Annotated in this window: 16 protein-coding genes; 10 read left to right on the forward strand and 6 right to left on the reverse strand. The window is 73.9% G+C overall.

What is annotated here, in order from left to right; translation table 11 throughout:
* Positions 1 to 58 precede the first annotated feature (58 nt).
* The 5 genes from OG242_RS09745 (at position 59) to OG242_RS09765 (ending at position 7578) form a co-directional block, all read left to right on the forward strand.
* The gene (locus tag OG242_RS09745; RefSeq protein WP_405897767.1) at positions 59 to 2782 is read left to right on the forward strand and encodes a tetratricopeptide repeat protein; all 2724 of its coding nucleotides are present in this window, start codon (positions 59 to 61) and stop codon (positions 2780 to 2782) included.
* A complete protein-coding gene (locus OG242_RS09750; RefSeq protein WP_405901563.1) occupies positions 2779 to 4038 on the forward strand; it encodes a PP2C family protein-serine/threonine phosphatase in 1260 nt (419 codons plus the stop codon). The genes OG242_RS09745 and OG242_RS09750 overlap by 4 nt, the downstream gene beginning before the upstream one ends.
* A gap of 84 nt (positions 4039 to 4122) precedes the next feature.
* Positions 4123 to 5451, forward strand: a complete 1329-nt coding sequence (locus OG242_RS09755) for a vWA domain-containing protein (protein WP_405897768.1) — start codon at positions 4123 to 4125, stop codon at positions 5449 to 5451.
* 106 nt (positions 5452 to 5557) lie between these two features.
* Positions 5558 to 6961, forward strand: a complete 1404-nt coding sequence (locus OG242_RS09760) for an FHA domain-containing protein (RefSeq protein ID WP_405897769.1) — start codon at positions 5558 to 5560, stop codon at positions 6959 to 6961.
* A gap of 155 nt (positions 6962 to 7116) precedes the next feature.
* A complete protein-coding gene (locus OG242_RS09765; RefSeq protein WP_405901564.1) occupies positions 7117 to 7578 on the forward strand; it encodes a MarR family winged helix-turn-helix transcriptional regulator in 462 nt (153 codons plus the stop codon).
* Positions 7579 to 7592: 14 nt separating this feature from the next.
* Here the strand turns inward: OG242_RS09765 and OG242_RS09770 are convergent, their stop codons facing one another.
* The gene (locus OG242_RS09770; RefSeq protein WP_405897770.1) at positions 7593 to 8702 is read right to left on the reverse strand and encodes an NAD(P)/FAD-dependent oxidoreductase; all 1110 of its coding nucleotides are present in this window, start codon (positions 8700 to 8702) and stop codon (positions 7593 to 7595) included.
* A gap of 153 nt (positions 8703 to 8855) precedes the next feature.
* Here OG242_RS09770 and OG242_RS09775 point away from each other — a divergent pair, with 153 nt between their 5' ends.
* The 5 genes from OG242_RS09775 to OG242_RS09795 all read left to right on the forward strand — a co-directional run bounded on the left by OG242_RS09775 (position 8856) and on the right by OG242_RS09795 (position 17606).
* A complete protein-coding gene (locus tag OG242_RS09775; protein ID WP_132901865.1) occupies positions 8856 to 9260 on the forward strand; it encodes a globin in 405 nt (134 codons plus the stop codon).
* A 172-nt stretch (positions 9261 to 9432) separates the two neighbouring features.
* Positions 9433 to 12741 (forward strand): FtsX-like permease family protein, encoded by a 3309-nt coding sequence (locus OG242_RS09780; RefSeq protein WP_405897771.1) that lies wholly within the window; start codon positions 9433 to 9435, stop codon positions 12739 to 12741.
* Position 12742: 1 nt separating this feature from the next.
* Positions 12743 to 15556: an ABC transporter permease gene (locus OG242_RS09785; RefSeq protein WP_405897772.1), complete on the forward strand. Its 2814-nt coding sequence runs from the start codon at positions 12743 to 12745 to the stop codon at positions 15554 to 15556.
* The gene (locus OG242_RS09790) at positions 15553 to 16515 is read left to right on the forward strand and encodes an ABC transporter ATP-binding protein (RefSeq protein WP_405897773.1); all 963 of its coding nucleotides are present in this window, start codon (positions 15553 to 15555) and stop codon (positions 16513 to 16515) included. Before OG242_RS09785 ends, OG242_RS09790 begins: the two co-directional genes overlap by 4 nt.
* Positions 16516 to 16556: 41 nt before the next feature.
* On the forward strand, positions 16557 to 17606 hold the full coding sequence (locus OG242_RS09795; RefSeq protein WP_405897774.1) for a DUF2804 domain-containing protein: 1050 nt from the start codon (positions 16557 to 16559) through the stop codon (positions 17604 to 17606).
* 8 nt (positions 17607 to 17614) lie between these two features.
* On the opposite strand, the gene OG242_RS09800 is transcribed toward OG242_RS09795, so the two are convergent.
* The 5 genes from OG242_RS09800 to OG242_RS09820 form a co-directional block, all read right to left on the reverse strand.
* Positions 17615 to 18301: a hypothetical protein gene (locus OG242_RS09800; protein ID WP_405897775.1), complete on the reverse strand. Its 687-nt coding sequence runs from the start codon at positions 18299 to 18301 to the stop codon at positions 17615 to 17617.
* Entirely contained in the window at positions 18298 to 18720 is a 423-nt protein-coding gene (locus OG242_RS09805; RefSeq protein WP_026242659.1) for a thioesterase family protein, read from the reverse strand. Before OG242_RS09805 ends, OG242_RS09800 begins: the two co-directional genes overlap by 4 nt.
* A 5-nt stretch (positions 18721 to 18725) precedes the next feature.
* Positions 18726 to 20390 carry an energy-dependent translational throttle protein EttA gene (ettA, locus tag OG242_RS09810; protein WP_405897776.1) on the reverse strand — a complete coding sequence of 555 codons (1665 nt, stop codon included), beginning with the start codon at positions 20388 to 20390 and terminating at the stop codon, positions 18726 to 18728.
* Positions 20391 to 20594: 204 nt separating this feature from the next.
* Entirely contained in the window at positions 20595 to 22058 is a 1464-nt protein-coding gene (locus tag OG242_RS09815; RefSeq protein WP_405897777.1) for an LAETG motif-containing sortase-dependent surface protein, read from the reverse strand.
* A 212-nt stretch (positions 22059 to 22270) separates the two neighbouring features.
* On the reverse strand, positions 22271 to 22876 hold the full coding sequence (locus OG242_RS09820) for a single-stranded DNA-binding protein (RefSeq protein ID WP_405897778.1): 606 nt from the start codon (positions 22874 to 22876) through the stop codon (positions 22271 to 22273).
* Positions 22877 to 22913: the final 37 nt, after the last annotated feature.

The following is a 22913-nucleotide window of genomic DNA, read 5'->3' on the forward strand; positions in this document are numbered from 1 at the left end:
CGCGCAGGATCAGAGATGACGGACCGTCCGGCCGGCGGGGCGAAGTGGGGAAACGAACATGAGTACGCAGTGCCAGCGCCCCGCGTGCGAGGGCGGTTACGAGGACATGGGCGGCGGTGAGCTGTACTGCGACACCTGCGGCCTGGCACCCGTCGTGTCACCGAACGGCATGGTGAGCTCGCCGCCGACCGGGATCGCGGGCGGTGGCCGGGGTTCCAGCAGCGCCTCGGCGCGCAGCGGTTCGCAGGCCTCCTCGCGGGCGTCGTCGCGTTCGTCGACCTCGCGGCGTTCGGTGTCGGGGCGGCTCTCTCGGTCGCTGTCCGGCACGGCCGCCTCGCAGTCGGTGTCGGTGCGGTCCTCCGCCAGGTCGGCCAACGCCTCGGGCCGCAACCGGCTGGGCGCGGGCCTGGTGCAGGTGCCGGAGGTGCCGCGGCCCGATCCGCGTACGGCCGTGATGGAGAACCCGGAGGTGCCCGAGCGGAAGCGGTTCTGCTCGCGGTCGGACTGCGGGGCGCCGGTGGGCCGGTCCCGGGGCGACCGGCTGGGCCGGACCGAGGGGTTCTGCACCAAGTGCGGCCACCCGTACTCCTTCGTGCCCAAGCTGGAGGCGGGCGACGTCGTCCACGGGCAGTACGAGGTCGCGGGCTGCCTGGCGCACGGCGGGCTCGGCTGGGTCTACCTCGCGGTGGACAAGGCGGTCTCGGACCGGTGGGTGGTGCTCAAGGGCCTGCTGGACACGGGTGACCAGGACGCGATGGCGGCGGCGATCTCGGAGCGGCGGTTCCTCGCGGAGATCGAGCACTCCAACATCGTCCGGATCTACAACTTCGTCGAGCACCTGGACCAGCGGACCGGTTCGCTGGACGGGTACATCGTCATGGAGTACGTCGGCGGCAAGGCGCTCAAGGAGATCGCCAACGAGCGCCGCACCCCGGCCGGGAAGCGGGACCCGCTGCCGGTCGAGCAGGCGTGCGCCTTCGGCATCGAGGCCCTGGAGGCACTGGGGCATCTGCACAGCCGCAACCTGCTGTACTGCGACTTCAAGGTCGACAACGCGATCCAGACCGAGGACCAGCTGAAGCTCATCGACATGGGCGCGGTCCGCCGGATGGACGACGAGGAGTCGGCGATCTACGGCACCGTCGGCTACCAGGCGCCCGAGGTCGCGGAGGTCGGCCCGTCGGTCGCCTCCGACCTGTACACGGTGGCCCGCACGCTCGCGGTGCTCACCTTCGACTTCCAGGGGTACACGAACGTCTTCGTGGACTCGCTGCCGGACCCGGACAACATCGAGGTGTTCCGGACCTACGAGTCGTTCTACCGGCTCCTGGTACGCGCCACCGACCCGGACCCGGCCCGCCGGTTCGCCTCGGCGGCCGAGATGGCGGAGCAGCTGACGGGCGTGCTGCGCGAGGTGGTGTCGCTGCAGACGGGGCGCCCGCGTCCGGCGCTGTCGACGCTGTTCGGCGCGGAGTTGCGGGTCACCGACACGGAGCTGTTCGCGGACCAGGCGGGCGAGGTGTCCCGGCTGGGTGCCCGGGCCGAGGGGTCCGGCGGGCGCCGGCGGGGCGGGGCGGGTGCCCAGGCGCCGTCCGCGCCCGCCGCCGTGGCCCCGCCCGGGGGTGTGCCGGGGGCGCTGCCCGCCGGACCGCCGCCCATGGCGCCCACGGGTGCGGCCCCGGTGCCGTCCGCGGCCACCCATGTCCGTGCGCCCGGCGGCGCGGGCACCGGCGCGGGGCCCCTGCCGTACGCGCCCGCCGCGAGCATCCCGGCGCCCCGCAGCCCGCTCCCCTCCCCCGCCCCGCAGGCTCCGGCGGGCGGACGGGCGGCCCGGCTGGCCGGGCTCGACGTGCGGGGGACCTCGCTGGCGCTGCCCGTGCCCCGGGTCGACGCGAGCGACCCCAACGCCGGTTTCCTGGCCGGGGTGATGGCGTCGGCGCCCGCCGAGCTGATCGCCGCGCTGCAGGCGGTCCCGGCGCCCTCGCTGGAGACCCGGCTGCGCGAGCTGCGCGCGTACCTGGAGATGGGCGACCTCGCCGCCGCATCGCAGACGCTGACCTCCCTCGAAGGGCAGCACGGGGACGACTGGCGCGTCGTCTGGTACCGGGGCCTCACCGCCCTGGTGACCGGTGACAGGGAGGACGCGGCGCTGTCGTTCGACGCGGTGTACGACGCGTTCCCCGGGGAGCCCGCGCCCAAGCTGGCCCTCGGCATCTGCGCGGAGGTCCTGGGGCAGCTGGACAACGCCGCGGAGTACTACCGGCTGGTGTGGATGACCGACCCGAGCTTCGTGAGCGCGGCGTTCGGCCTGGCCCGGGTGCAGATCGCGGCCGATGACCGGAGTGCGGCCGTCCGGACGCTGGAGTCGGTGCCGGAGGCGTCGATCCACTACACGGCGGCCCGGATCGCGGCCGTCCGGGCCCGGCTGCGCGAACGCGCCCCGGGCGAACCGCTGATGGCGGACCTGATGGCCGCGTCGGCCCAGGTGTCGGGGCTCGCGGGGCTCGGGCTCGACGCGGTCCGGCGGGAGCGTCTTTCGGCCGAGGTGCTGGGCACGGCCCTCGACTGGGTACTCTCCGGTAGCCCCTCGGGTGCGCAGCCGGCCGCGCAGGCCGGTGCGCGCGCCCCGGGGACGCTGCTCGGCAGCGAGCTGGACGAGCGCGGACTGCGTTTCGGCCTGGAGCGTGCGTACCGGATGCTCGCCCGGCTCGCTGAGCCCGGCGCCGAGAGGATCGAACTGGTGGAGCGGGCCAACCGTTTCCGCCCCCGAACGTGGGTGTGAACATGTCGCAGAACCACCAGGAGACGGCCTTGCCGAGGTGCCCCGGCTGCGAGGAGCCGCTGGAGCAGGGCGACCTGTTCTGCGGCGCCTGCGGGTACGACCTGTCGGCCGCGCCCGCGCCGGCCCCCGACCGCCCGACGGTCGCCATCGTCACCCCGGGCCCGGCACCGGCCGCCGCGCCGCCCGCCGCCGCGCCGCCCGCCGCCGCACCGGCCGCGGGTCCCCCGTCCGGGGTCCGTCACGACGGTCCGGAAGCCGCCGGTGACTTCGAGCTGGCCGCACCGGGGGCGGCGCCCGATCCCCGTACGGCGCAGGAACCCGCTCCGGCCCCGGCGGCCTGGGGCAAGGTCTGCGTGGCCTGCCGGGCCGGGCGGGTCGACGGCGACGGCTACTGCGAGAACTGCGGCCACGCCCAGCCGCGCGAGCGCGACCACATGGAGCAGGAGCTCGGTGCGGTCGCCGCGGTCAGCGACCGGGGCCTGCGCCACCACCGCAACGAGGACTCGTTCGCGGTGTCGACGACCGCCCTGCCGGACGGTTCGGCCGCCGTCGTCGCGATCGTCTGCGACGGGGTGTCGTCGGCCAGCCGGCCCGACGAGGCGTCCGCTGCGGCGGCGAGCGCGGCCAACGAGTGCCTGCTGGAGTCGCTGCCGCGCGGCACGCATCCGCAGCAGGCGATGCACGAGGCGATCGTGGCGGCGTCGGAGTCGGTCAACCTGCTGGCCCAGCAGGCCGGTCAGGAGCGCGATCAGCACCGCCACCAGAACGCTCCGGCGTGCACCCTGGTCGGCGCGGTCGTGGCGAGCGGGCTGCTGGTCGTCGGCTGGGTCGGCGACAGCCGCGTGTACTGGGTGCCCGAGGACCGCTCCACCGCGCCCGCCCGGCTCACCGAGGACGACTCGTGGGCCGCGCAGATGGTGGCGACGGGCCTGATGAACGAGGCGGAGGCGTACGCGGACGAGCGCGCCCACGCCATCACGGGCTGGCTCGGCGCGGACGCGTACGAACTGGAGCCGCACACCGCCTCGTTCAAGCCGGACCGGCCGGGCCTGGTGGTGGTCTGCACGGACGGCCTGTGGAACTACGCGGAGTCCGCGGCCGAGATGGCCGCCGCGGTGCCCGAGGACGCGTACCGCCGGCCGCTGCACGGCGCCCAGGTCCTGGTCGGCCACGCGCTCGACGGCGGCGGCCACGACAACGTAACAGTGGCCCTGCTGCCGTTCGCCGTGTCACCGCAAGGGGCAGGCTCCGCCTGATGCCTGGGCGGTTTTCCGCCCTCCTACGCCTTTGTCCGTACCGCTGGCTTCATCCGAGACGTGGAGCCTCAAGGAGCCGATCAGATGGCCAACTTCTCCAAGTCGAACGTGCCGCAGTTCTCCGTCGAGGTGTACCAGAACGAGTTCCTGCCCGAGGGCGGCCGCGAGGTCAACGGCATCATCACGGTCACCTCGACCGGGGGCGGCACCACCGGGGGCGTACCGCTGCCGGGGGCGGCCGCCGGGGCCGCCGTGGTGATCATGGTGGACTGCTCGGGTTCGATGGACTACCCGCCGACCAAGATGCGCAACGCCCGCGACGCGACGGCGGCCGCCGTGGACACCCTGCGCGACGGCACCTCGTTCGCCGTGGTCGCCGGGACGCACGTGGCCAAGGAGGTCTACCCGGGCAACGGCCGGCTCGCCGTCGCCGACGCGCGGACCCGGGCCCAGGCCAAGGAGGCACTGCGCCGGCTGAGCGCGGGCGGCGGTACGGCGATCGGGACCTGGCTGCGGCTGACGGACCGCCTGCTCGGCGCGGCCGACGTGGACATCCGGCACGGCATCCTGCTCACCGACGGGCGCAACGAGCACGAGTCGCCCGAGGACCTGCGCGCGGCGCTGGACGCCTGTGCCGGCCGGTTCACCTGTGACGCCCGCGGGGTCGGCACCGACTGGGAGGTGAAAGAAGTCACAGCCATCGCGTCGGCGCTCCTCGGCACGGCCGACATCGTCGCCGACCCGGCCGGGCTCGCCGCGGACTTCACGCAGATGATGGAGAACGCCATGGGCAAGGAGGTCGCGGACGTGGCGCTGCGGCTGTGGACCCCGGTCGGCGTGGAGATCCAGTTCGTGAAGCAGGTCGCGCCGACGGTCGCCGACCTGACCGGCCGCCGCACCGGGGCGGGTCCCCGCGCCGGGGACTATCCCACCGGTTCCTGGGGCGACGAGTCCCGCGACTACCACGTGTGCGTCCGGGTGCCGGAGGCCGGCATCGGGCAGGAGATGCTCGCCGCCCGGGTCTCGCTGATCCTTCCCGACCCGTCGGGCGGGGCGCCGCAGACCCTGTCGCAGGGGCTGGTACGGGCGGTGTGGACGGACGACATGGTGGCGTCGACCTCGATCAATCCGCAGGTCGCGCACTACACGGGTCAGGCCGAACTGGCACAAGTCATCCAGCAGGGTCTGGATGCCCGCAAGTCGGGAGACTTCGACGGCGCCACGGCCAAACTCGGCCGTGCGGTGCAGTTGGCGTCGGCGTCCGGGAACGAGGACACTGCGAAACTGCTTTCGAAGGTGGTAGACGTCGTCGACGCGGCGACAGGTACTGTGCGACTGAAGGCGAAGGTCGCGGAAGCGGACGAGATGACTCTCGAAACGCGCTCGACGAAGACGGTTCGCGTCAAGAAATAACCGGACAACCACACACGATCAGCCGCCCGCCGGTGCAGATCCGCCGGGCGGCGAGCAGCACGAATAACGGCCTGCGGGCCGGAGAAGGAGAGGGGGAAGCGCCGACATGCCGACCTGCCCGAACGGACACCAGTCGGGTTCCGAGGACTGGTGCGAGGTCTGCGGCCACCGCATGACCGGGGCGGGCGCGCCTGCGGGTGCGGTCCCCCCGCCGCCTCCCCCGCCGCCCGCGCGCGGTTACGGATATCCCCAGCCGCACGACCCGAACGCGACGGCCCAGGCCGAGCTGTGCCCGCAGTGCCGCACGCCGCGTGAGGCGATGGCGCCGTTCTGCGAGGAGTGCCGCTGGAACTTCCTCACGAACACGGCGACGTCGTACACACCGCTGGCCCCCCGGCACAACCTCCCGGGCGACCCCGGCCCGGCCGGCAACCGGCCGCCCGGCTTCCCGGCCCAGCAGCCGCCCCCGCCGTCGCGCGACTCCTTCGACTACCAGGGCTCCCGCCCTTCGCAGATGAACCGGTCCGCCGAGCCGCTGTCCACGGGCCCGGGCCAGGGTGGTCCGCAGGGCCAGGGGCAGCCGCCGTTCGGCCAGGGCCCGCAGGGCGCCCCGCCGCCGTTCGGCCAGGGCCCGCCCGGTCCGCAGGGCGCCCCGCCGCCGTTCCAGTCGGGCCCGCCCGGTCCGCAGGGGCACCAGGGGCCGCCGCCTCCGCCCCCGTACCAGCAGGGACCGCAGGGATCGCCCCCGCCGTTCCAGCAGCAGGGCGCGCCGCCCGCCTTCCAGCAGCAGACGGCTCCCCCGCCGGCCCCGCCGCGCTCGGACGGCGACGACTGGCTGCTGTCCCCGCCGTCGCAGCCCGCGCCGCCGCCGGCCCAGGGCCCGCAGTCGCCCTTCCCGGGGCAGCACGGTCCGGGGCAGCACGGTCCGGGCCCGCAGGGGCCCGGCCCGCAGGGCCCCGGCCAGCACGGACCCGGCCCGCACGGACCCGGCCCGCACGGACCCGGCCCGCAGGGCCCCGGCCCTCAGTACGGCGGACCGCACGGCCCCGACTCGCACGGCCCCGGGCAGCAGCACGGCCCCGGTCCCGGTCAGCCGCCGCTGTCCAACAACTGGACGGCGTTCATCGCGCCCGACCGTGAGTACTTCCTGGCGATGATGCAGCGCAGCGGCCCCGAGGCGACCGGGCTGAACCTGCCCGCGTACTCCCCGGAGCAGCAGCTCGCGCTCACCGGCACGCAGATCACGATCGGCCGCCGCCGGCACAGCACGGGCGAGTCCCCGGACATCGACCTGTCGGTTCCGCCGGAGGACCCGGGCGTCTCCCACCAGCACGCCGTGCTGGTGCAGCAGCCCGACGGCAGCTGGGCCGTGGTCGACCAGAACTCGACCAACGGCACCACGGTCAACGGTTCCGAGGAGCCGATCCAGCCCTACGTCCCCGTCCCGCTCCAGGACGGCGACCAGGTGCACGTCGGGGCGTGGACGACGATCACGGTCCGCCGGGACTGACCACCGCGTACGGCGAAGCGGCCGGTGAGGGGACCCCCCTTCACCGGCCGCTTCGGCATTGCGGTAGTTCGTACCACGAATGTCCGGTCCGGGTGGGCCCGTACCGCTCGCGCCTGCCATATTCTGTTCACATGCGAAAGGCCGACGAAGGGCAGATGGGGACCGCCACCGCATTGGTGCGCTCCGCATTCCTGGTGAATGCCGTGTACGCCGATTCCGGCCGCGAACACGGAATCACCGCCCAGCAGGGCCAGCTGCTCTGCGTGCTGATGGTGAAGCCGTACGGCATGCGCGAGCTGGGCGCCGTCCTCGGTCTGGCGAAGTCCAGCCTCACCGGCCTGGTGGACCGCTGCGTGCAGCGCGGCCTGGTGCGCCGGGAGGCCGATCCGCAGGACGGGCGCGCGGTGCGGGTGGCGACGACCGAGGCCGGGAGCGAGCTCGCCGAGGAGTTCCACGCGGAGACCTGCCGGCGGGTCGAGGCCCTGGCGGACGGGCTCGACGAGCCCGACCGCGAGCTGCTGACCGCGCTCCTGGGGCGCCTGGTGCTGGAGAACAAGGTGCCCATGGTCTTCCGCGAGTCCTGTGAGAACGCCCCGGCGGCCACTCCCGGCTGCTGAGGCCGGGCCCCTCCTCAGCGGGTGATGCCGAAGAGCTCCGCGAAGCGGCCGGTGAACAGGTCCTTGCCCTTGTACGCGCTGACCTCCTCCGCGGGCAGCAGCACCGGGCCGCCCGGCGCGGGCACCTGCCCGACCCCGCCGCCGGGCCCGAGCGGGAGCAGCGCGGAGCGCACCGGGGACGGCAGGTAGACGGCCACCGGGTCCTCCCCGCGCACCTGGGCCAGGATGTTGGCGGCGACGACCTCGGCGTGCTTCATGGCGTACCCGGCCATCTTGGCCTCGGCCAGGTCGGTGAGGTCGCCGAGAGCGTAGACGCGGTCGTGGCCCACGACGTTGAGCCGCTCGTCGACCGGCACCCGGCCCTGCGCGTCGCGCTCGGCGACCCGGCCGTCGGCGAGGTAGCCGCCGTTGGAGCGCACGCCGTAGCAGCGGAACCAGATGTCGGCCCCGATGGGGTCGCCGGCGGCGGTGGTCACGGTGAACGGCTCCAGGCGGCCCGGGACGGCCGGCGGTTCCCCGGTGAGTGCGGTGCCGAGCCGGAGTTCGACGCCGAGGGCGGCCAGCTGGCGCTCCAGCTCCTCGCGGACCTCGGGCAGGAAGCCGGGCAGCAGCTCGTCGGCGGGGTCGGTGACGACCACGTGCTTCTCGGGCCAGACGGCCTTGATCTCGCCGGACAGTTCGAGGCCGACCGGTCCGGCGCCGGTGATCAGGACCCGCTTCGCACCGGCCAGTTCCCGGTGCGCCTCGCGTATCCGGGCCAGCGCCTCGCCGGACAGGTCGGTGTCCGGCTTGGCCGGGAACGGGTAGTCCGAGCCGGAGGCGAGCACCAGGTAGTCGGCGGAGACGCGCTCACCGCCGGCCAGGGTGACGCCGCCCGGGTCCACGGCGACGGCCCGCTCGCGGCGGACGGTGCCGCGCTTCAGCAGGGTGTCGTACGGGAAGAAGATGTTCTGTGCCCAGTCCGGCTCGACCAAGGCCCTGAGGGAGCCCGCCGCGTGGACGAATGCGTCCTTGGGGTCGATGAGGACCACATCGGTTTCGTCGTCGAGCGCCTTGGCGACGGCGGAGCCGCCGTATCCGCCGCCGATGACCACGACGGTGCGATTCGCTGTTCCGTTTGCCATGCCGACCCCAACCCTTGAATGAAACACATGATTTCGTTCGTTACACGAACCATAGTAGTTCGCACAACGAACTGACAAGGCGGAAAGGGCCGGAGGCCGGAGAAGATCCCCCGGACCCGGCCCGGCGGGCGGCGCGTCTGCGACCATGGACGGGTGACTGAGAATCCGCGCGACACGGTGCAGGAGCTGACCTTCTACGAGCAGGTCGGCGGCGAGGAGACCTTCAGGCGCCTGGTCCACCGCTTCTACCAGGGCGTCGCCGATGACCCGCTGCTGCGGCCGATGTACCCGGAGGAGGACCTCGGGCCGGCCGAGGAGCGGTTCGCGCTGTTCCTCATGCAGTACTGGGGCGGTCCCCGCACCTACAGCGACCGCCGCGGCCACCCGCGGCTGCGGATGCGGCACGCGCCGTTCCGGGTGGACCGTGCCGCGCACGACGCGTGGCTGCACCACATGCGGGTGGCGCTGGACGAGCTGGGCCTCGCGCCCGAGCACGAGCGCCAGTTGTGGGACTACCTCACCTACGCGGCCGCCTCGATGGTGAACACCGACGGCTGATCACCGGTCACGGACCGCCGATACCCGTGCGGAATCCGGTGCCCCGTGGCCGGATACCGGTCACGAATGCGTCAAGTTGTACCCGTAAGCGGTTTCCACGAGCACTGGCCGTCTGACAGCATCCAGAAAACGCCGGGGGGCGCGCGTGCGGTGAGTGGCGACTGGGGGGCAAGTGACGGGGTTCGTCTTTCTGCGGGTGAGGGCGCACCGGCTCCTCCTCGCGGCGGCCGTGCTGGCCGTGCTCCTGACCACCTCGGTGCTGGCCGCGCTGACCGCGTTCTCCGGTTCCGTCGGCGACGCCGCGCTGCGCCACACGCTCACCCACCGCTCCGCCGTCCCCGCCTCGCTCGTGGTCTCCACGCAACTGGAGCCGGACGAACGGGAGCCGGCCGACGCCGCGGCGCGCAGGACCGCCCGGGAGACCTTCGCCGGTCTGCCGGTGACCGTACGCAAGCTGGAGGCGTCCGGTCCGTACGCGCTGCCGCGCAGCCTCCAGGCCCCGGCCGCCCGGCGCGGTGACCCCGACCTCGCACACTTCGCCTCGCTGGACCGCAGCCGCGTCCGCCTCACCGCCGGCCGCATGCCCGCCGCCGGCGCGGGGAGGAGCGGCGCCCCCGTCGAGGTGGCCCTGCCCGCGACCGCCGCCGATGCGCTGGCGCTGAGGCCCGGCGCCCGGCTGAAGCTCACCGACCGGCTGGGCGGCAAGCCGGTCGAGATCGTGATCACCGGGCTCTACAAGGCCGCCGACCAGGCCGACCCGTACTGGCAGCTCGACGAGCTCGGCGGGCGCGGCGTCCGCAAGGTCGTCTTCACCACGTACGGACCCCTGCTCACCGACCCCGCCGTGCTCGGCTCGGGGCGGACCAGTCCGGGCGAGGTGTCCTGGCTGGCGTCCGCCGACTTCCGGACCGTCACCACGGACCGCATGGACGCGCTGCACGACGCGGCCACCGCCGGCCCGAAGAAGCTGCTGGCCGCCCCCGAGTTCAAGGACGGGGGCACCGCGCGGACGTCGCTGCCCACCGTGCTCGAACAGATCGAACGCGCCCTGCTGGTCTCCCGCTCGACCCTGACGATCGTGGCCGTGCAACTGGTCCTGCTCGCCGGGTACGCCCTGCTCCTCGTGGCCCGGCTGCTCAGCAGCGAACGCGCGGGCGAGACCGAACTGCTGCGGGCGCGCGGCGGTTCACGGGCCCGGATCACCTGGCTCGCCGCCGCCGAGGCACTGCTGATCGCGCTGCCCGCGGCCCTCGTCGCCCCCCTGCTCGCCGGCCCGCTGACCCGGCTCCTGGCGGACCGCAGCGAGCTCTCCCGGATCGGGCTGCGGCTGGACACCGGGGTCACCGGCCAGGTCTGGCTGATCGCCGCCGTCACCGCGCTGGCCTGCGCGCTCGCCGTCGTGGCCCCGGCCCTGGCCGCCGGCGCCGGGGGCCGGCGCACCACGCGCCCGGCCGCACTGCCCGGGCCGGTGCGGGCGGGCGCCGACCTCGCGCTGCTGCTGGTCGCGGCGGTGGCGTACTGGCAGCTGGACCGGCAGACGAAGGGCTCGGGGAGCGGCGCGCTCAGCGGCGACCGCTCGGGCGGGCTCGGGATCGACCCGCTCCTGGTGGCCTCGCCCGCGCTGGCCCTGCTCGCCGGCACCGTACTCACGCTGCGCCTGCTGCCGCCGGCCGCGAAGCTCGCGGAACGCCGGGCGGCGGGCGGGCGGGGGCTCGCCACCGCGCTGGCCGGCTGGCAGTTCAGCCGCCGGCCGCTGCGGGGCGCCGGGCCGGTGCTGCTGCTGGTCCTCTCGGTGGCGATGGGCATGCTGGCGATCGGGCAGAGCGCGTCGTGGAACCGCTCGCAGAGCGACCAGGCCGACTTCAGGTCCGGCGCCTCGGTCCGGATGACCGGCGGCATCAACGCGGACCCGGCGAAGGCCGGTGCGTACGGGCAGGTGCCGGGCGTACGGGACGCGGCACCCGCCTTCCGTACGACGGTCGACCTGTCCGGCGAGCGCACCGCGGACGTCCTCGCCCTGGACACCGCGCACGCCGGTGACCGGATGCTGATGCGCGACGACCTCGGCGCCGGCTCCGCCTCCCGGCTGTTCGACGGGCTCGCCCCGAAGAAGGCGGCGCGCCCCGGGCTCGTCCTGCCCGCGAAGAGCACCCGGCTCCGCTTCGACCTGGCCCTCTCCGCGCGCACGGCCTCTGCGTCGGACATGGCCCCGCAGCTCACCGTGATGCTGGAGGACCGCTACGGCCTCCCGTACCAGGTGGCCGCCGGTGCCGTGCCGGCCGACGGGAAGAAGCGGCCGTTCGAGATCAAGGTGGCCGCCGCCGGCGGGCTCGCCGTGACCGGCTTCGAGCTCGACGACAAGCAGCCCGTCGGCCGGGACGAATCGCACCGCCTGGCCGTGACCGGTCTGCGCACGGTGACCGGCAGCGGCGCCGAGCAGCCGGTCCCGGTGCCCGACGGCTTCCGGTGGCGCGCCGCCGTCTCCGCCGACTCGCTCGGCGAGGTCCGGCCCGGCGCCGCCGCCTTCCCGACCGCCTCGGCCGCCACCCCGCTCGGCCTCGACTACCTCACCGGCTCGGTCACCTCCGAGGACGCGGCGTCCTCCATACCGAGCCTCAACGTGCGGATCACCGCCGAGCGCCCCAAGGCCCCCGCCGTGATCCAGGCGGTCGCCACGGACGCCTACCTCAAGGCGACCGGGGCGAGGACCGGGCAGGCAGTGGACGTCACGCTGGCCGGGGAGCGGGTCCGGGTGAAGATCGCCCGGACCGTGCACCGGCTGCCGACGACCGGGCCCGGCGGCTCCGCCGAGACCACCACGGAGTACCGCAGGGCCAGGGACGGCGGGGCGCTGCTGCTGGACCTCCGGTCCCTGGGCCAGGTCTTCGCCGGCCGGCCGGACGCCCGGCTGTCGGTGACCGAGTGGTGGCTGAGCACCGCCCCCGGCCGCACCGCCGAGGTCGCCGCCGCGCTGCGCGCCCTGCCGGACACCGACCCGGCCCAGGTCCTCGTACGCGACGAGGTCGCCGACGAACTGGTCAGCGACCCGCTGGGGGCCGGGCCGCAGTCCGCGCTGCTCGCGGTCGCGGTGATCGCCGCGGCCCTGGCGGCGGTCGGCTTCGCGGTGGCGGCGGTCGGCTCGCAGCGGGAACGCTCCGCCGAGTTCGCCGTGCTGCGGGCGCTCGGCACCCCGCGCCGCCAGCTGGCCCGGATGACCGCCGCCGAGCAGGGCGTCCTGATCGCCATCGGGCTGCTCGTGGGCGGGCTGCTCGGGGCGCTGCTCACCCGGGCCGTCGTGCCGCTGATCGTGCTGACCGGGCAGGCGGCCCAGCCGGTGCCCCCGGTCCTCACGCAACTGCCGGCCGGGCAGGTCGCCCTGCTGCTGGCCGGGGTCGCCGCGCTGCCGCTGCTCATCGTCGCGGCCCTCGCCCTGCGCCGCGCCGACCCCGCGATATCGCTGCGCCACCAGGGGGACCACTGACATGAGCACGCGTTCGAGAACCCCCCGCGCGGCGGCCGCCTGCGCCCCCTGGGTGCGCACCCGGCTGCGGACCGCGCCCGGCGCGTCGCTCGCGTTCGCCCTGCTGGTGCTGGCCACCGCGTTCCTGGCCGCCGCCTTCCCCCGGTCCGTCGACCGCTACGAGGGCCAGGGGCTGCGCCACGACCTCGGCGTCGTCGAACCCCGGCGCAGCGTCCTGGAGGTGCGCGGCCCGCAGCCCGGTCTCGAACTGCCCGTGGCCGCCCGCGAGGAGGCGGTGCGCGGGGCGAAGCTGGGCTCCGTCCAGCGCGGCATCCTGCGCGCGCTGCCCGCGCCGGTACGGGCCGACGCCGCGCAGTCCGCGTACGGGATGCGGACCTCGAAGGGCATCGCGGCGGCGGAGACCTGGTTGCCCCGCCCGTACGGTCTCGACCCCTCGCTCACCTACGTCACCCAGGCCGGGCTCCCCGACCACGCCACCCTGCGCGCGGGCTCCTGGCCGGAGGTCCGCGGCAGGGCGACCCTGCGGACCCGCGAGGTCGAGGCGGCCGTCACCGATGCCACCGCGAAGGCCCTGCACATCGAGGCGGGCGCGACGGTCGCCGTCCCGACCCAGGGCGGCGGGACGCTGACCGTACGCGTCACCGGCATCGTCGCCCCCAAGCAGCCCGAGGCGTCCTACTGGTCGGCCGAGGAGCTGCTGCGCACCCCCGCCCTGGTGCCGATCCCCACCAAGGAGACCCCGCGCTACTACTGGACGGCCGCGCTGCTGCTGCCGCCCGACGCCGCCCCGGCCCTGCTCTCCACCACCGGGCAGCCCGAGGTCTACTGGCGGCTCGCGCCGGACGGCTCCGGCCTGACCGCCCGTGACGTGGCCGGGCTGCGGACGGCGATCGCCTCCCTGGAGGGGGGACCCGGGCTGCTCTCCATGCGCGAGCAGGCCGGGGACACGGTCACCGTCGCCACCGACCTGGACGAGATCCTGGCCGGCTACGACGAGATGCGTACGGCGATCGAACCGGTCGTCACCGTCGCCGCCGTCGGCATCGGGGCCGTGGCCGCCGTCGTCCTGCTGATGACGGGCGGCCTCATCGCGGGCCGCCGGCGCGCCGAGCTGGCGCTGCTGCGGGCCCGGGGCGCGTCCCTGACCGGCGTCGGGGGCCGGCTGCTCGCCGAGACCGCGGTCATGGCCGTGCCCGCCGGCGCGCTGGGGCTGCTGCTCGCGGTCCTCGCGGTGGGCGAGGCCCGGCTGTGGCCGGCCGCCGTGGGCGCGGGCGCGGTCGTCGCGCTGGTCTGCGTCGCGCTACCGCTGCGCACCGCCCTGCTGCACCGCGGGCACCGGGCCCACGGCGCCCGCGACGACCTCGCGACCGCCCGTCCGTCCCGGCGGCGCACGGTCGCCGAACTGACCCTGCTCGTCCTGGCGGTCGGCGCGGTCGTCGCACTGCGCCGGCGCGGTACGGACAGCGCGGGCGGCCCCGACCTGCTGGTCAGCGCCGCGCCCGCGCTGGTCGCCCTGATCGCGGCCGTGGTCCTGGTCCGGCTCTATCCGCTGCCGCTGCGGCTCGCGCTGCGCTCGGTGTCCCGGCTGCGCGGCGCGGTGGGCTTCCTGGCGCTGGCCCGGGCCGGCCGCTCGTCCGCCGCCGGCACCCTGCCGTTGCTCGCCCTGCTGGTCGCCCTGACGACGGCGGCCTTCGGCGGCTCGGTGCTCGCCGGGGTCGCGGACGCCCGGGACGACGCGGCCGTCCTCGCCACCGGCGCCGACGCCCGGATCAGCGGCCGGGGCGGCGCCGTACCGCTGCCCGCCGCCTTGGCCGGCGCGGCCGGGAAGGCGGACGGCGTACGCGAGGTGGTGCGGGTCCAGGTCGAGTACGGGATCGCGCTGCCGCCCGCGCGGAACGGGGTCGAGGACGCCAGGGGCGCCACGCTGATCGGCGTCGACCCGGAGGCGTACGCCCGGCTGGCCCGTACCGTCGGCCTCGGCACGTTCCCGGCCGACCGGCTGAAGGCCACCGGCGCCCGGCCCGCGAAGGGCGAGCCGGCCTCCGAGGACCGGGTGCTGCCCGTGCTCGCCTCGCCGTCCGTCGCCGAGCGGCTCGGTGACCGGCCGCGCGATCTGCAGTCGCTGGCCGGGAACTTCAAGGTGCGGCTGGCCGGCACGGTGGCCCGTACCCCCGCCGTCTCCGACTCCTCCTTCATGATCGTCGACGCCTCCGCGCTCACCCACCGGCAGACCACCACGCTGCTCCTCACCGGCGACCACCTGGACGCCGACGCGCTGCGGGCGGCCGCCGCCAAGGCGGGCGAGCACTTCTCCGTACAGCTGCGCTCCGAGGCGCGCGCCGGGTACGTCGACACCCCGATGCAGAACGGCGCCGAGCAGATCTATCTGGCGGCCATCGCGGCCGGCGCCGGATACGCCCTGCTCGCCGTCCTCCTCTCGCTGCTCCAGACCGCGCCGGAGCGCACGACGCTGCTGGCCCGGCTGCGCACGATGGGTCTCACCTCCCGGCAGGGCGGGCGGCTGCTGGGCTTCGAGGCCATGCCGCAGGCGCTGCTCGCCGCCGTGGGCGGGCTGCTCGTCGGCCGGGCCACCATCGCGCTGCTCGCACCCGGCATCGACCTGGTGCACCTCGCGCTCTCGACCGGTCCCGGTTCCGGTCTGCTGGACACCGCACCGCTGCGGACCGACCTCTGGTCCCTGGTCCTGCCGGCGCTGGGCGTGGTCGTCCTCGCCGCCGCGGTGGCCGGCGTGCAGGCCTGGTGGACCGGCCGCCGCGGATCGATCACCGAACTCAGGGCAGGAGACTCCCGATGACGACGCCGTCGACCGATTCCACGCTGGCCGAGCTCGAACACCGGGCCACCGCCCGGCGCGACCGGCCCTCCTACGGGCACGACGCGCTCATCGCCTGCGACCGCCTGGTACGCGTCTTCACCACGGACGGGGTGGAGGTGCAGGCCCTCCAGGGCCTCGATCTGCTGGTGGAGGAGGGCGAGTTGCTGGCGCTGGTCGGCGCGTCCGGCAGCGGCAAGTCCACGCTGATGAACATCCTGGCGGGGCTGGACGAGCCGACGGCCGGTGCGGCGAAGGTGGCGGGCTGCGACCTGCTGTCCATGGGGCAGAAGGAACGGCTCCGCTACCGCCGGGACGTCGTCGGCTTCGTCTGGCAGCAGACCGCCCGCAACCTGCTGCCGTATCTCACGGCGATCCAGAACATCACCCTGCCCATGCAGCTGCGCGGCCGCGGCCGCAGCCGCGAACGGGCCGCGCGCGCCGAGGCGTTGCTGAAGATGCTGGAGGTCGAGGACTGCCGCGACCGGCGCCCGCAGCAGATGTCGGGCGGCCAGCAGCAGCGGGTGGCCATCGCGGTGTCGCTCGCCAACTCCCCCTCGGTGCTGCTCGCCGACGAACCGACCGGCGAACTCGACTCGGCCACCGGTGAGCAGGTCTTCGCCGCGTTCCGCCGCGCCAACGAGGAGCTGGGGACGACGATCGTGATCGTCACCCACGACCAGGCGGTCGCCGACGAGGTGCGCCGTACGGTCGCGATCCGCGACGGCCGCACGTCCTTCGAGGTGCTGCGCCGCACGGAGGTCGACGCGGCGACCGGCCAGGAGTCCCAGGTGGCACGCGAGTACGCGATGCTCGACCGCGCCGGCCGGCTCCAGCTGCCCGCGGACTACACGGAGGCGCTGGGCATGGAGCACCGTGTGATGCTGGAGCTGGAGCAGGACCACATCGGGGTGTGGCCGGACAGCCCGAAGGGGGAGTGACCGCCCCCGGGCCGACGCTGACCGGCCGTTAGGATCCGGCCATGACGACGTTCGAACGCGAGATCACCGAGCCGGTCGACCTGTGTCTGCCCGACGGGCGCCTCGACCCGGCGGCGGTCGGCTGGTCGCGGACGCCGCTGCACCGCGCGAATCTGCGCGGCTGGGGCCGCACGAAGCGGTGGGAGTACTGGTGCGTGACGACGCCCACCCACCTGGTGGCGCTGACCGTCAGCGATCTGGACTTCCTCGCCCTGAACAGTGTCTACCTGCTCGAGTACGCGCCCGGCGGCCTCGAACTGGAACGCACCGCGATCATCCCCGGCGGCCTCGGCGTCCACCTGCCCGACACCGTGGCCGGCGCCCCCGGCTCCCCGGCCGTCGTGACGGGCCCGGCGCGCCCCACGGGCGGCAAGGTGCGTGTGGAGATCCGCGACGAACCCGGCGGGACCCGGCTCAGGGCGCGCTGTCTGACCCCGGAACGGGTGCCGGTGGAGGTGGACCTCCTGGTCGCCCGCCCGGCGGACCACGAATCGCTCTCGGTGGTCGTCCCCTGGAACAGCCGCCGCTTCCAGTACACGTCCAAGCAGACCGCGCTGCCCGCCTCCGGCCGGGTCAGGGTCGGGGACGAGTTCCTGGACTTCGACGGGGACGACACCTGGGCCGTCCTGGACCACGGCCGGGGCCGCTGGCCCCGTACGGCCGACTGGAACTGGGGCGCCGCCTCCGGCCGCACCGACGGCCGCACGGTGGGCCTCCAGCTCGGCGGGCAGTGGACGCTGGGCACCGGCTCCACGGAGAACGCCCTGTGCGTGGACGGCCGGCTCAGCAAGATCGGCGAGGAGCTGGACTGGCGCTGGTCGGCCTCGGACCCGCTGGCCCCCTGGACGATCCGCACCCCGCTGACCGGCCAGATCGACCTCACGTTCACCCCGTTCCACAACCGCCGCACCCGCACCGAGGCGGGCCTGCTCGCCAACCGCACCGACCAGTGCTTCGGCCACTACGACGGCCGCGTCCGCGCCGACGACGGCACGGAGATCGCGGTGGACCACCTGCTGGGCTGGGCGGAGGACGTGCGCATGCGGTGGTGAGGGGGCGTTCAGCCGTTCACGGAGACCGCGAGGTTCCCGAGGCCGCCCGTCGCGCCGGCCCGGCGCAGGGCGATGGAGCCGTACGGGGTGCGCAGGCGCAGCCAGCTGCCCGTCGTCAGGAGGGCGACCGGGAAGCCGGGGGCGGCGCGCAGGAAGCCGAGGGACTGCGCGGCGTGCACCGCGCGGAGCGGGAGTTCGGTGTCCGCGAGGGTGCGCGACCAGATGTCGTGGCCGATGCGGTCCCGCTCGGCGCGGGTGCGCCGGTCCTCGGGAAGGGCCTCGTCGCGGGCCCGGAACTCCGTGACGGCCGCGGTCAGTGCGGCGCGCAGGGCGACGGGGCCGGGCAGTCCGGGGCGCTCCCGCCAGCCGCCGCGGGGCGGCAGGACACCGGCCCAGGGCGGTCCGGTGACCGGCGCGGGCAGGGCGCCGGCGCCGGACCCCTCGGCCGGCAGGCTCTCCAGGAGGTCGCCGGCCGACACCGTGACGTCGAAGTCGTGCGGCTCGGCCAGCCGTGCCGTACGGATCGCCAGCACGTCGAAGGACGGCGGCCTGCCGAACACGGCGACCGCGCCGCCGCCCGCCTGGAGGCGTACGGCGGCGGCGCGGTCGTAGTGGAGCAGCCGTTCGAGGAAGGCCGCGAGGTCGGCGGCCTCCCTCGCGTCGGCGAACCGCAGCGACTGTACGGACACGGTCATACCGCGGCGGGCTCCTCGGCCAGGTACTCCTGGAGGAACAGCTTCTCCTCCGCGGAGATCCGCCGGGGGCGCTCCGCGGCCAGGTCGTACGGCACGACGACGGTCGAGGCGCGTACGTAGACCTGGTCCGGGTCCTTGATCTCGTAGGCGATCGTCAGGGACGCGGCGCCTATCTTCGTGACCCAGGACTCGACGGTCACCGGCCGGTGGCGGTGGACCAGGGGCCGCACGTAGTCGATCTCGTGCCGCGCCACCACGGAACCTCCCGCGAAGGACGGCGAGCCGTCACCGGGCGCCAGCCGGAACATGAAGTCGATGCGCGCCTCCTCCAGGTAGCGGAGGAAGACCACGTTGTTGACGTGGCCGAAGGCGTCCATGTCCGACCAGCGCAGCGGGCAGCTGTAGATGTGACGAGCCAAGACGATCAGCCTCGCGTGAGCTTCTTGTACGTGGCACGGTGCGGGCGGGCGGCGTCCGCACCGAGGCGCTCGACCTTGTTCTTCTCGTACGACTCGAAGTTGCCCTCGAACCAGTACCACTTGGAGTCGCCCTCGTACGCCAGGATGTGCGTGGCGACGCGGTCCAGGAACCAGCGGTCGTGGGAGATGACCACAGCCGCGCCCGGGAACTCGAGCAGGGCGTTCTCCAGCGAGGACAGGGTCTCGACGTCGAGGTCGTTGGTGGGCTCGTCGAGGAGCAGCAGGTTGCCGCCCTCCTTGAGCGTCAGCGCCAGGTTGAGGCGGTTGCGCTCACCACCGGAGAGGACACCGGCCGGCTTCTGCTGGTCCGGGCCCTTGAAGCCGAACGCGGAGACGTACGCCCGCGAGGGCATCTCGACCTGGCCGACGTTGATGTAGTCCAGCTCGTCCGAGACGACGGCCCAGAGGGTCTTCTTCGGGTCGATGTTGGCGCGGGACTGGTCGACGTAACTGATCTTGACCGTGTCGCCGACCTTGATGGCGCCGCTGTCCGGCGTCTCCAGGCCCTGGATCATCTTGAACAGCGTGGTCTTGCCCGCGCCGTTCGGACCGATGACGCCGACGATGCCGTTACGGGGCAGCGTGAACGACAGGTCGTCGATGAGGACCTTGTCGCCGAAGGCCTTCGAGAGGTTCTCGACCTCGACGACGATGGAACCGAGCCGCGGCCCCGGCGGGATCTGGATCTCCTCGAAGTCCAGCTTCCGCATCTTGTCCGCCTCGGCGGCCATCTCCTCGTAACGGGCGAGGCGCGCCTTGGACTTGGTCTGCCGCCCCTTGGCGTTCGACCGCACCCACTCCAGCTCTTCCTTGAGCCGCTTCTGGCGCTTCTCGTCCTTGCGGCCCTCGACCTTGAGGCGGGTGGCCTTCTTCTCCAGGTACGTGGAGTAGTTGCCCTCGTAGGGGATGGCGCGGCCGCGGTCGAGTTCGAGGATCCACTCGGCGACGTTGTTCAGGAAGTACCGGTCGTGGGTGACGGCGACCACGGCGCCCGCGTACTTCGAGAGGTGCTGCTCCAGCCAGTTCACCGACTCGGCGTCGAGGTGGTTGGTGGGCTCGTCGAGGAGCAGCAGGTCGGGCGCCTCGATGAGGAGCTTGCAGAGCGCGACGCGGCGCTTCTCGCCACCGGAGAGGTTGACGACGGGCCAGTCGCCGGGCGGGCAGCCCAGGGCGTCCATGGCCTGCTCCAGCTGGGCGTCCAGGTCCCACGCGTTGGCGTGGTCCAGGTCCTCCTGGAGCTTGCCCATCTCGTCCATGAGCGCGTCCGAGTAGTCGGTCGCCATCAGCTCTGCGACCTCGTTGAAGCGCTTGAGCTTGCCCATGATCTCGGCGGCGCCGTCCTGCACGTTCTCCAGAACGGTCTTCGCCTCGTCGAGCTGGGGCTCCTGCATGAGGATGCCGACGCTGAACCCGGGCGACAGGAACGCGTCACCGTTGGACGGCTGCTCCAGGCCCGCCATGATCTTCAGCACCGTGGACTTACCGGCACCGTTGGGACCCACCACACCGATCTTCGCGCCGGGCAGGAAGCTCAGCGTCACGTCGTCAAGGATGACCTTGTCGCCGTGCGCCTTGCGTGTCTTGCGCATCGTGTAGATGTACTCAGCCAAGAGAAACCGTCCGGCAATCGATGAGTGGGCAGATACACCCCATCTTGCCTGACGGCCGCCTCTTGACGGAAACCGGTCCGGTGCGCGATACGGGCGGTCCCGGGTCGCGGTACGCGCCGGGACCGGCCGGGGTACGCGAAGGCCCCGGCGGGCCGAAGCCTGCCGGGGCCTTGATCAGCGCGTGTGACGGTGTGCTACCGCTGGTCACTCACTGGCGGTGCGGCCCTTGCGGCGCAGGAGCACGACCGCGCCGCCGCCGACGACGACCAGGGCGATGGCGATGCCCGCGATCATCGGGGTGGCGCTGGAGCTGCCGGTCTCTGCGAGGTTGGTGTCGTCGCCGCCCGAGGTGCTGCCGCCGGCCGTGGCCGTGGTCGGGGTGGGCTCGTCACCACCGGTCTGGGTGTCCGTGCCGCCCGTGCCGCCCGTGCCGCTGCTGGTGGTCTTGCAGTCCAGGACGCCCTTGAACGTCTTCGAGAAGCCGCCGGGGCCGGTGACCGTGATGTCGTACGCCTGGTCCTCGGCGACCGGGACCGTGACGGTCACGGTCTTGCCGGCCTCCACGGTCTGCTCCTTGCCGTCGAGCTGGAAGGTGAACGCCTCGTCACCCTCGTTGCCGACGGTGATGTCGACGCCGCCCTTGGTGCAGTTCTTCTCGGCGGTGGCCGTCGGGATCGGGCCCTTCTTGGCCCAGGAGGCGGTGGCGGCCGCGGAGACCGTGGACTCGCTGGAGCCGGCCAGGATCTGGGTCTGGCTCTTGGTGACCCCGGCGAAGGCGCGGCCGACCGGAACGGAGGTGGTGGCCTGGACGGTCAGCGCGGCGGTGCCCTCCTCGGAGCCGGCGGGCACGTCGAAGTAGAGCTGGTCGCCGTCGGACGCCGTGGTGACGGGCTTGCCATCCTTGTCGGTGACCTTCACGCCGCTGGCGAGGTCCGCCGGCGGGGTCACCGTGGCCTGGCCGGCGTTGGTGTGGACGGTGACCGGGCCGAGGCGCTCACCGGAGCGGCCGGAGACCGCGACCGGGTCGAGCGCCAGGGAGGCCTTCGGCTCGGCGGTGACGGTGGCGGACTTCTCCAGCCAGTCCGCGAGCTTCTCCGCCTGCTCGTCCTTGGCGGTGACGTCGACGTGGTCGGAGAACCGCCAGATCGCGACCTGGGTACCGGCCGCCGCGGTCTTCTTGGTGAGCGGCCCGGTCTGGGCCGCTTCCGCAAGCTGCGTAAGGTCGTCGACCTGCGGGTAGGAGTGCTGCAGGACCCAGAGGATCTTGCCGGCGTCCTTGTTGCCACCGAGCGAGGTCTGGCTCCAGGGCGTCTCCAGGTACTTCGCCCGGTCCTGCGTGTGGTTGTTGATGTCGATGCAGTACGTCTGGAGCGTGCCGCCGCCGTCGACCTTCATCTCGAACAGACCCGCGGACACCGCGTCGTCCTTCTTGCCGTCCTCGTGGACGTAAGCGGTGTCGTAGGTCTTGAGCCCGTCCAGCACGGCGGTGGCTCCGCCCTGGTGCGCGGGCACCTCGTCGGCCGCCGCGCTGCCGGCGCCGACGAGGGCACCGGCCATGACCAGGCCGGACGCCACCGCGGCAGCGGTCAGCCGGGCTATGCGCCCGCGCCGGACGGTCGAGGCCGTCGCCGTGGACGACGAAACGGTCGCTGAAGAAGCAGAAAACACTGAATTCCCCTCCGGGCGAGACCCTCGCGCCCGGTACGCGTGTGGGGATTGTCCCGCCTGCTTACTCAAGTGCCTTGTGAGTACGGGGAGATCCTATGGAGCGGGCCAAGAACCGTCCCCCGTCATACCGTCCGACAACCATTCCGAATCGCAATCGTTATCCCGGGCAACTCGCGCCCCGTTGCGAACACCGGCCCCGGCACGCTCGGTCATCACGCGGTCACCAGGTCGGAGTCGGGCTTCCGGGGCGCGGCTCCGCCCTTCTGACGCGCCGTCCGCCGCAGCGCGGCCGGCCGCTCTTGCACCGGCGGCCCCTCCGACGGCTCCGCGTCGCCCGCGGCTTCGTCCCTGTCCACCGGCTCACCGCCCCGCCGCTCCGGCGCCTCCCGCACCGCCCACGGATCGTCGCTCCCCGCGGCGACCGGTGCCGGGCCGTACCGGGACGTCAGGCCGGGCTCGCCCCTGACCACCCGGCGGAACGCCGCCGTCCCCCGCGTCAGATCGTGGCCCACCGCCACCGCCTCGATGTCCACGAACGTCCGGCGCTTCCCCTCCGACTCCTCCTCGCGCACCTTCAGCCTGCCGTGCACCACCAGCGGCTCCCCCACCGCGACCGACCCCGTCAGATTCGTGGCCAGCGTGCGCCACGCCCACACGGTGTAGAAGCTCGTGTGCCCGTCGGCCCAGGCCTCCTTGACCCGGTCCCACCGCCGGGGCGTCACCGCGAACCTGAAACGGGCCATTCCCCCGCTCGCCGTGTCCCGGAACTCCACTGCCGTCGCCGCGTTGCCCACCAGCGTCACCAAGGTCTCGTTCATGACTCCGCCTCCCCTTTTCGCCCGGTCTCGGCGACCA

It is taken from the genome of Streptomyces sp. NBC_00727 (assembly GCF_045161745.1).
Lineage (GTDB): Bacteria > Actinomycetota > Actinomycetes > Streptomycetales > Streptomycetaceae > Streptomyces.

Bases quoted from the DNA above. Each gene is read 5' to 3' on its own strand.
- OG242_RS09770 (WP_405897770.1), bottom strand. From the start codon at position 8,702: ATGGCAAACGGAACAGCGAATCGCACCGTCGTGGTCATCGGCGGCGGA.
- OG242_RS09760 (WP_405897769.1), top strand. From the start codon at position 5,558: ATGCCGACCTGCCCGAACGGACACCAGTCGGGTTCCGAGGACTGGTGC.
- OG242_RS09785 (WP_405897772.1), top strand. From the start codon at position 12,743: ATGAGCACGCGTTCGAGAACCCCCCGCGCGGCGGCCGCCTGCGCCCCC.
- OG242_RS09755 (WP_405897768.1), top strand. From the start codon at position 4,123: ATGGCCAACTTCTCCAAGTCGAACGTGCCGCAGTTCTCCGTCGAGGTG.
- OG242_RS09745 (WP_405897767.1), top strand. From the start codon at position 59: ATGAGTACGCAGTGCCAGCGCCCCGCGTGCGAGGGCGGTTACGAGGAC.
- OG242_RS09790 (WP_405897773.1), top strand. From the start codon at position 15,553: ATGACGACGCCGTCGACCGATTCCACGCTGGCCGAGCTCGAACACCGG.
- OG242_RS09795 (WP_405897774.1), top strand. From the start codon at position 16,557: ATGACGACGTTCGAACGCGAGATCACCGAGCCGGTCGACCTGTGTCTG.
- OG242_RS09820 (WP_405897778.1), bottom strand. From the start codon at position 22,876: ATGAACGAGACCTTGGTGACGCTGGTGGGCAACGCGGCGACGGCAGTG.
- OG242_RS09765 (WP_405901564.1), top strand. From the start codon at position 7,117: ATGGGGACCGCCACCGCATTGGTGCGCTCCGCATTCCTGGTGAATGCC.
- OG242_RS09800 (WP_405897775.1), bottom strand. From the start codon at position 18,301: ATGACCGTGTCCGTACAGTCGCTGCGGTTCGCCGACGCGAGGGAGGCC.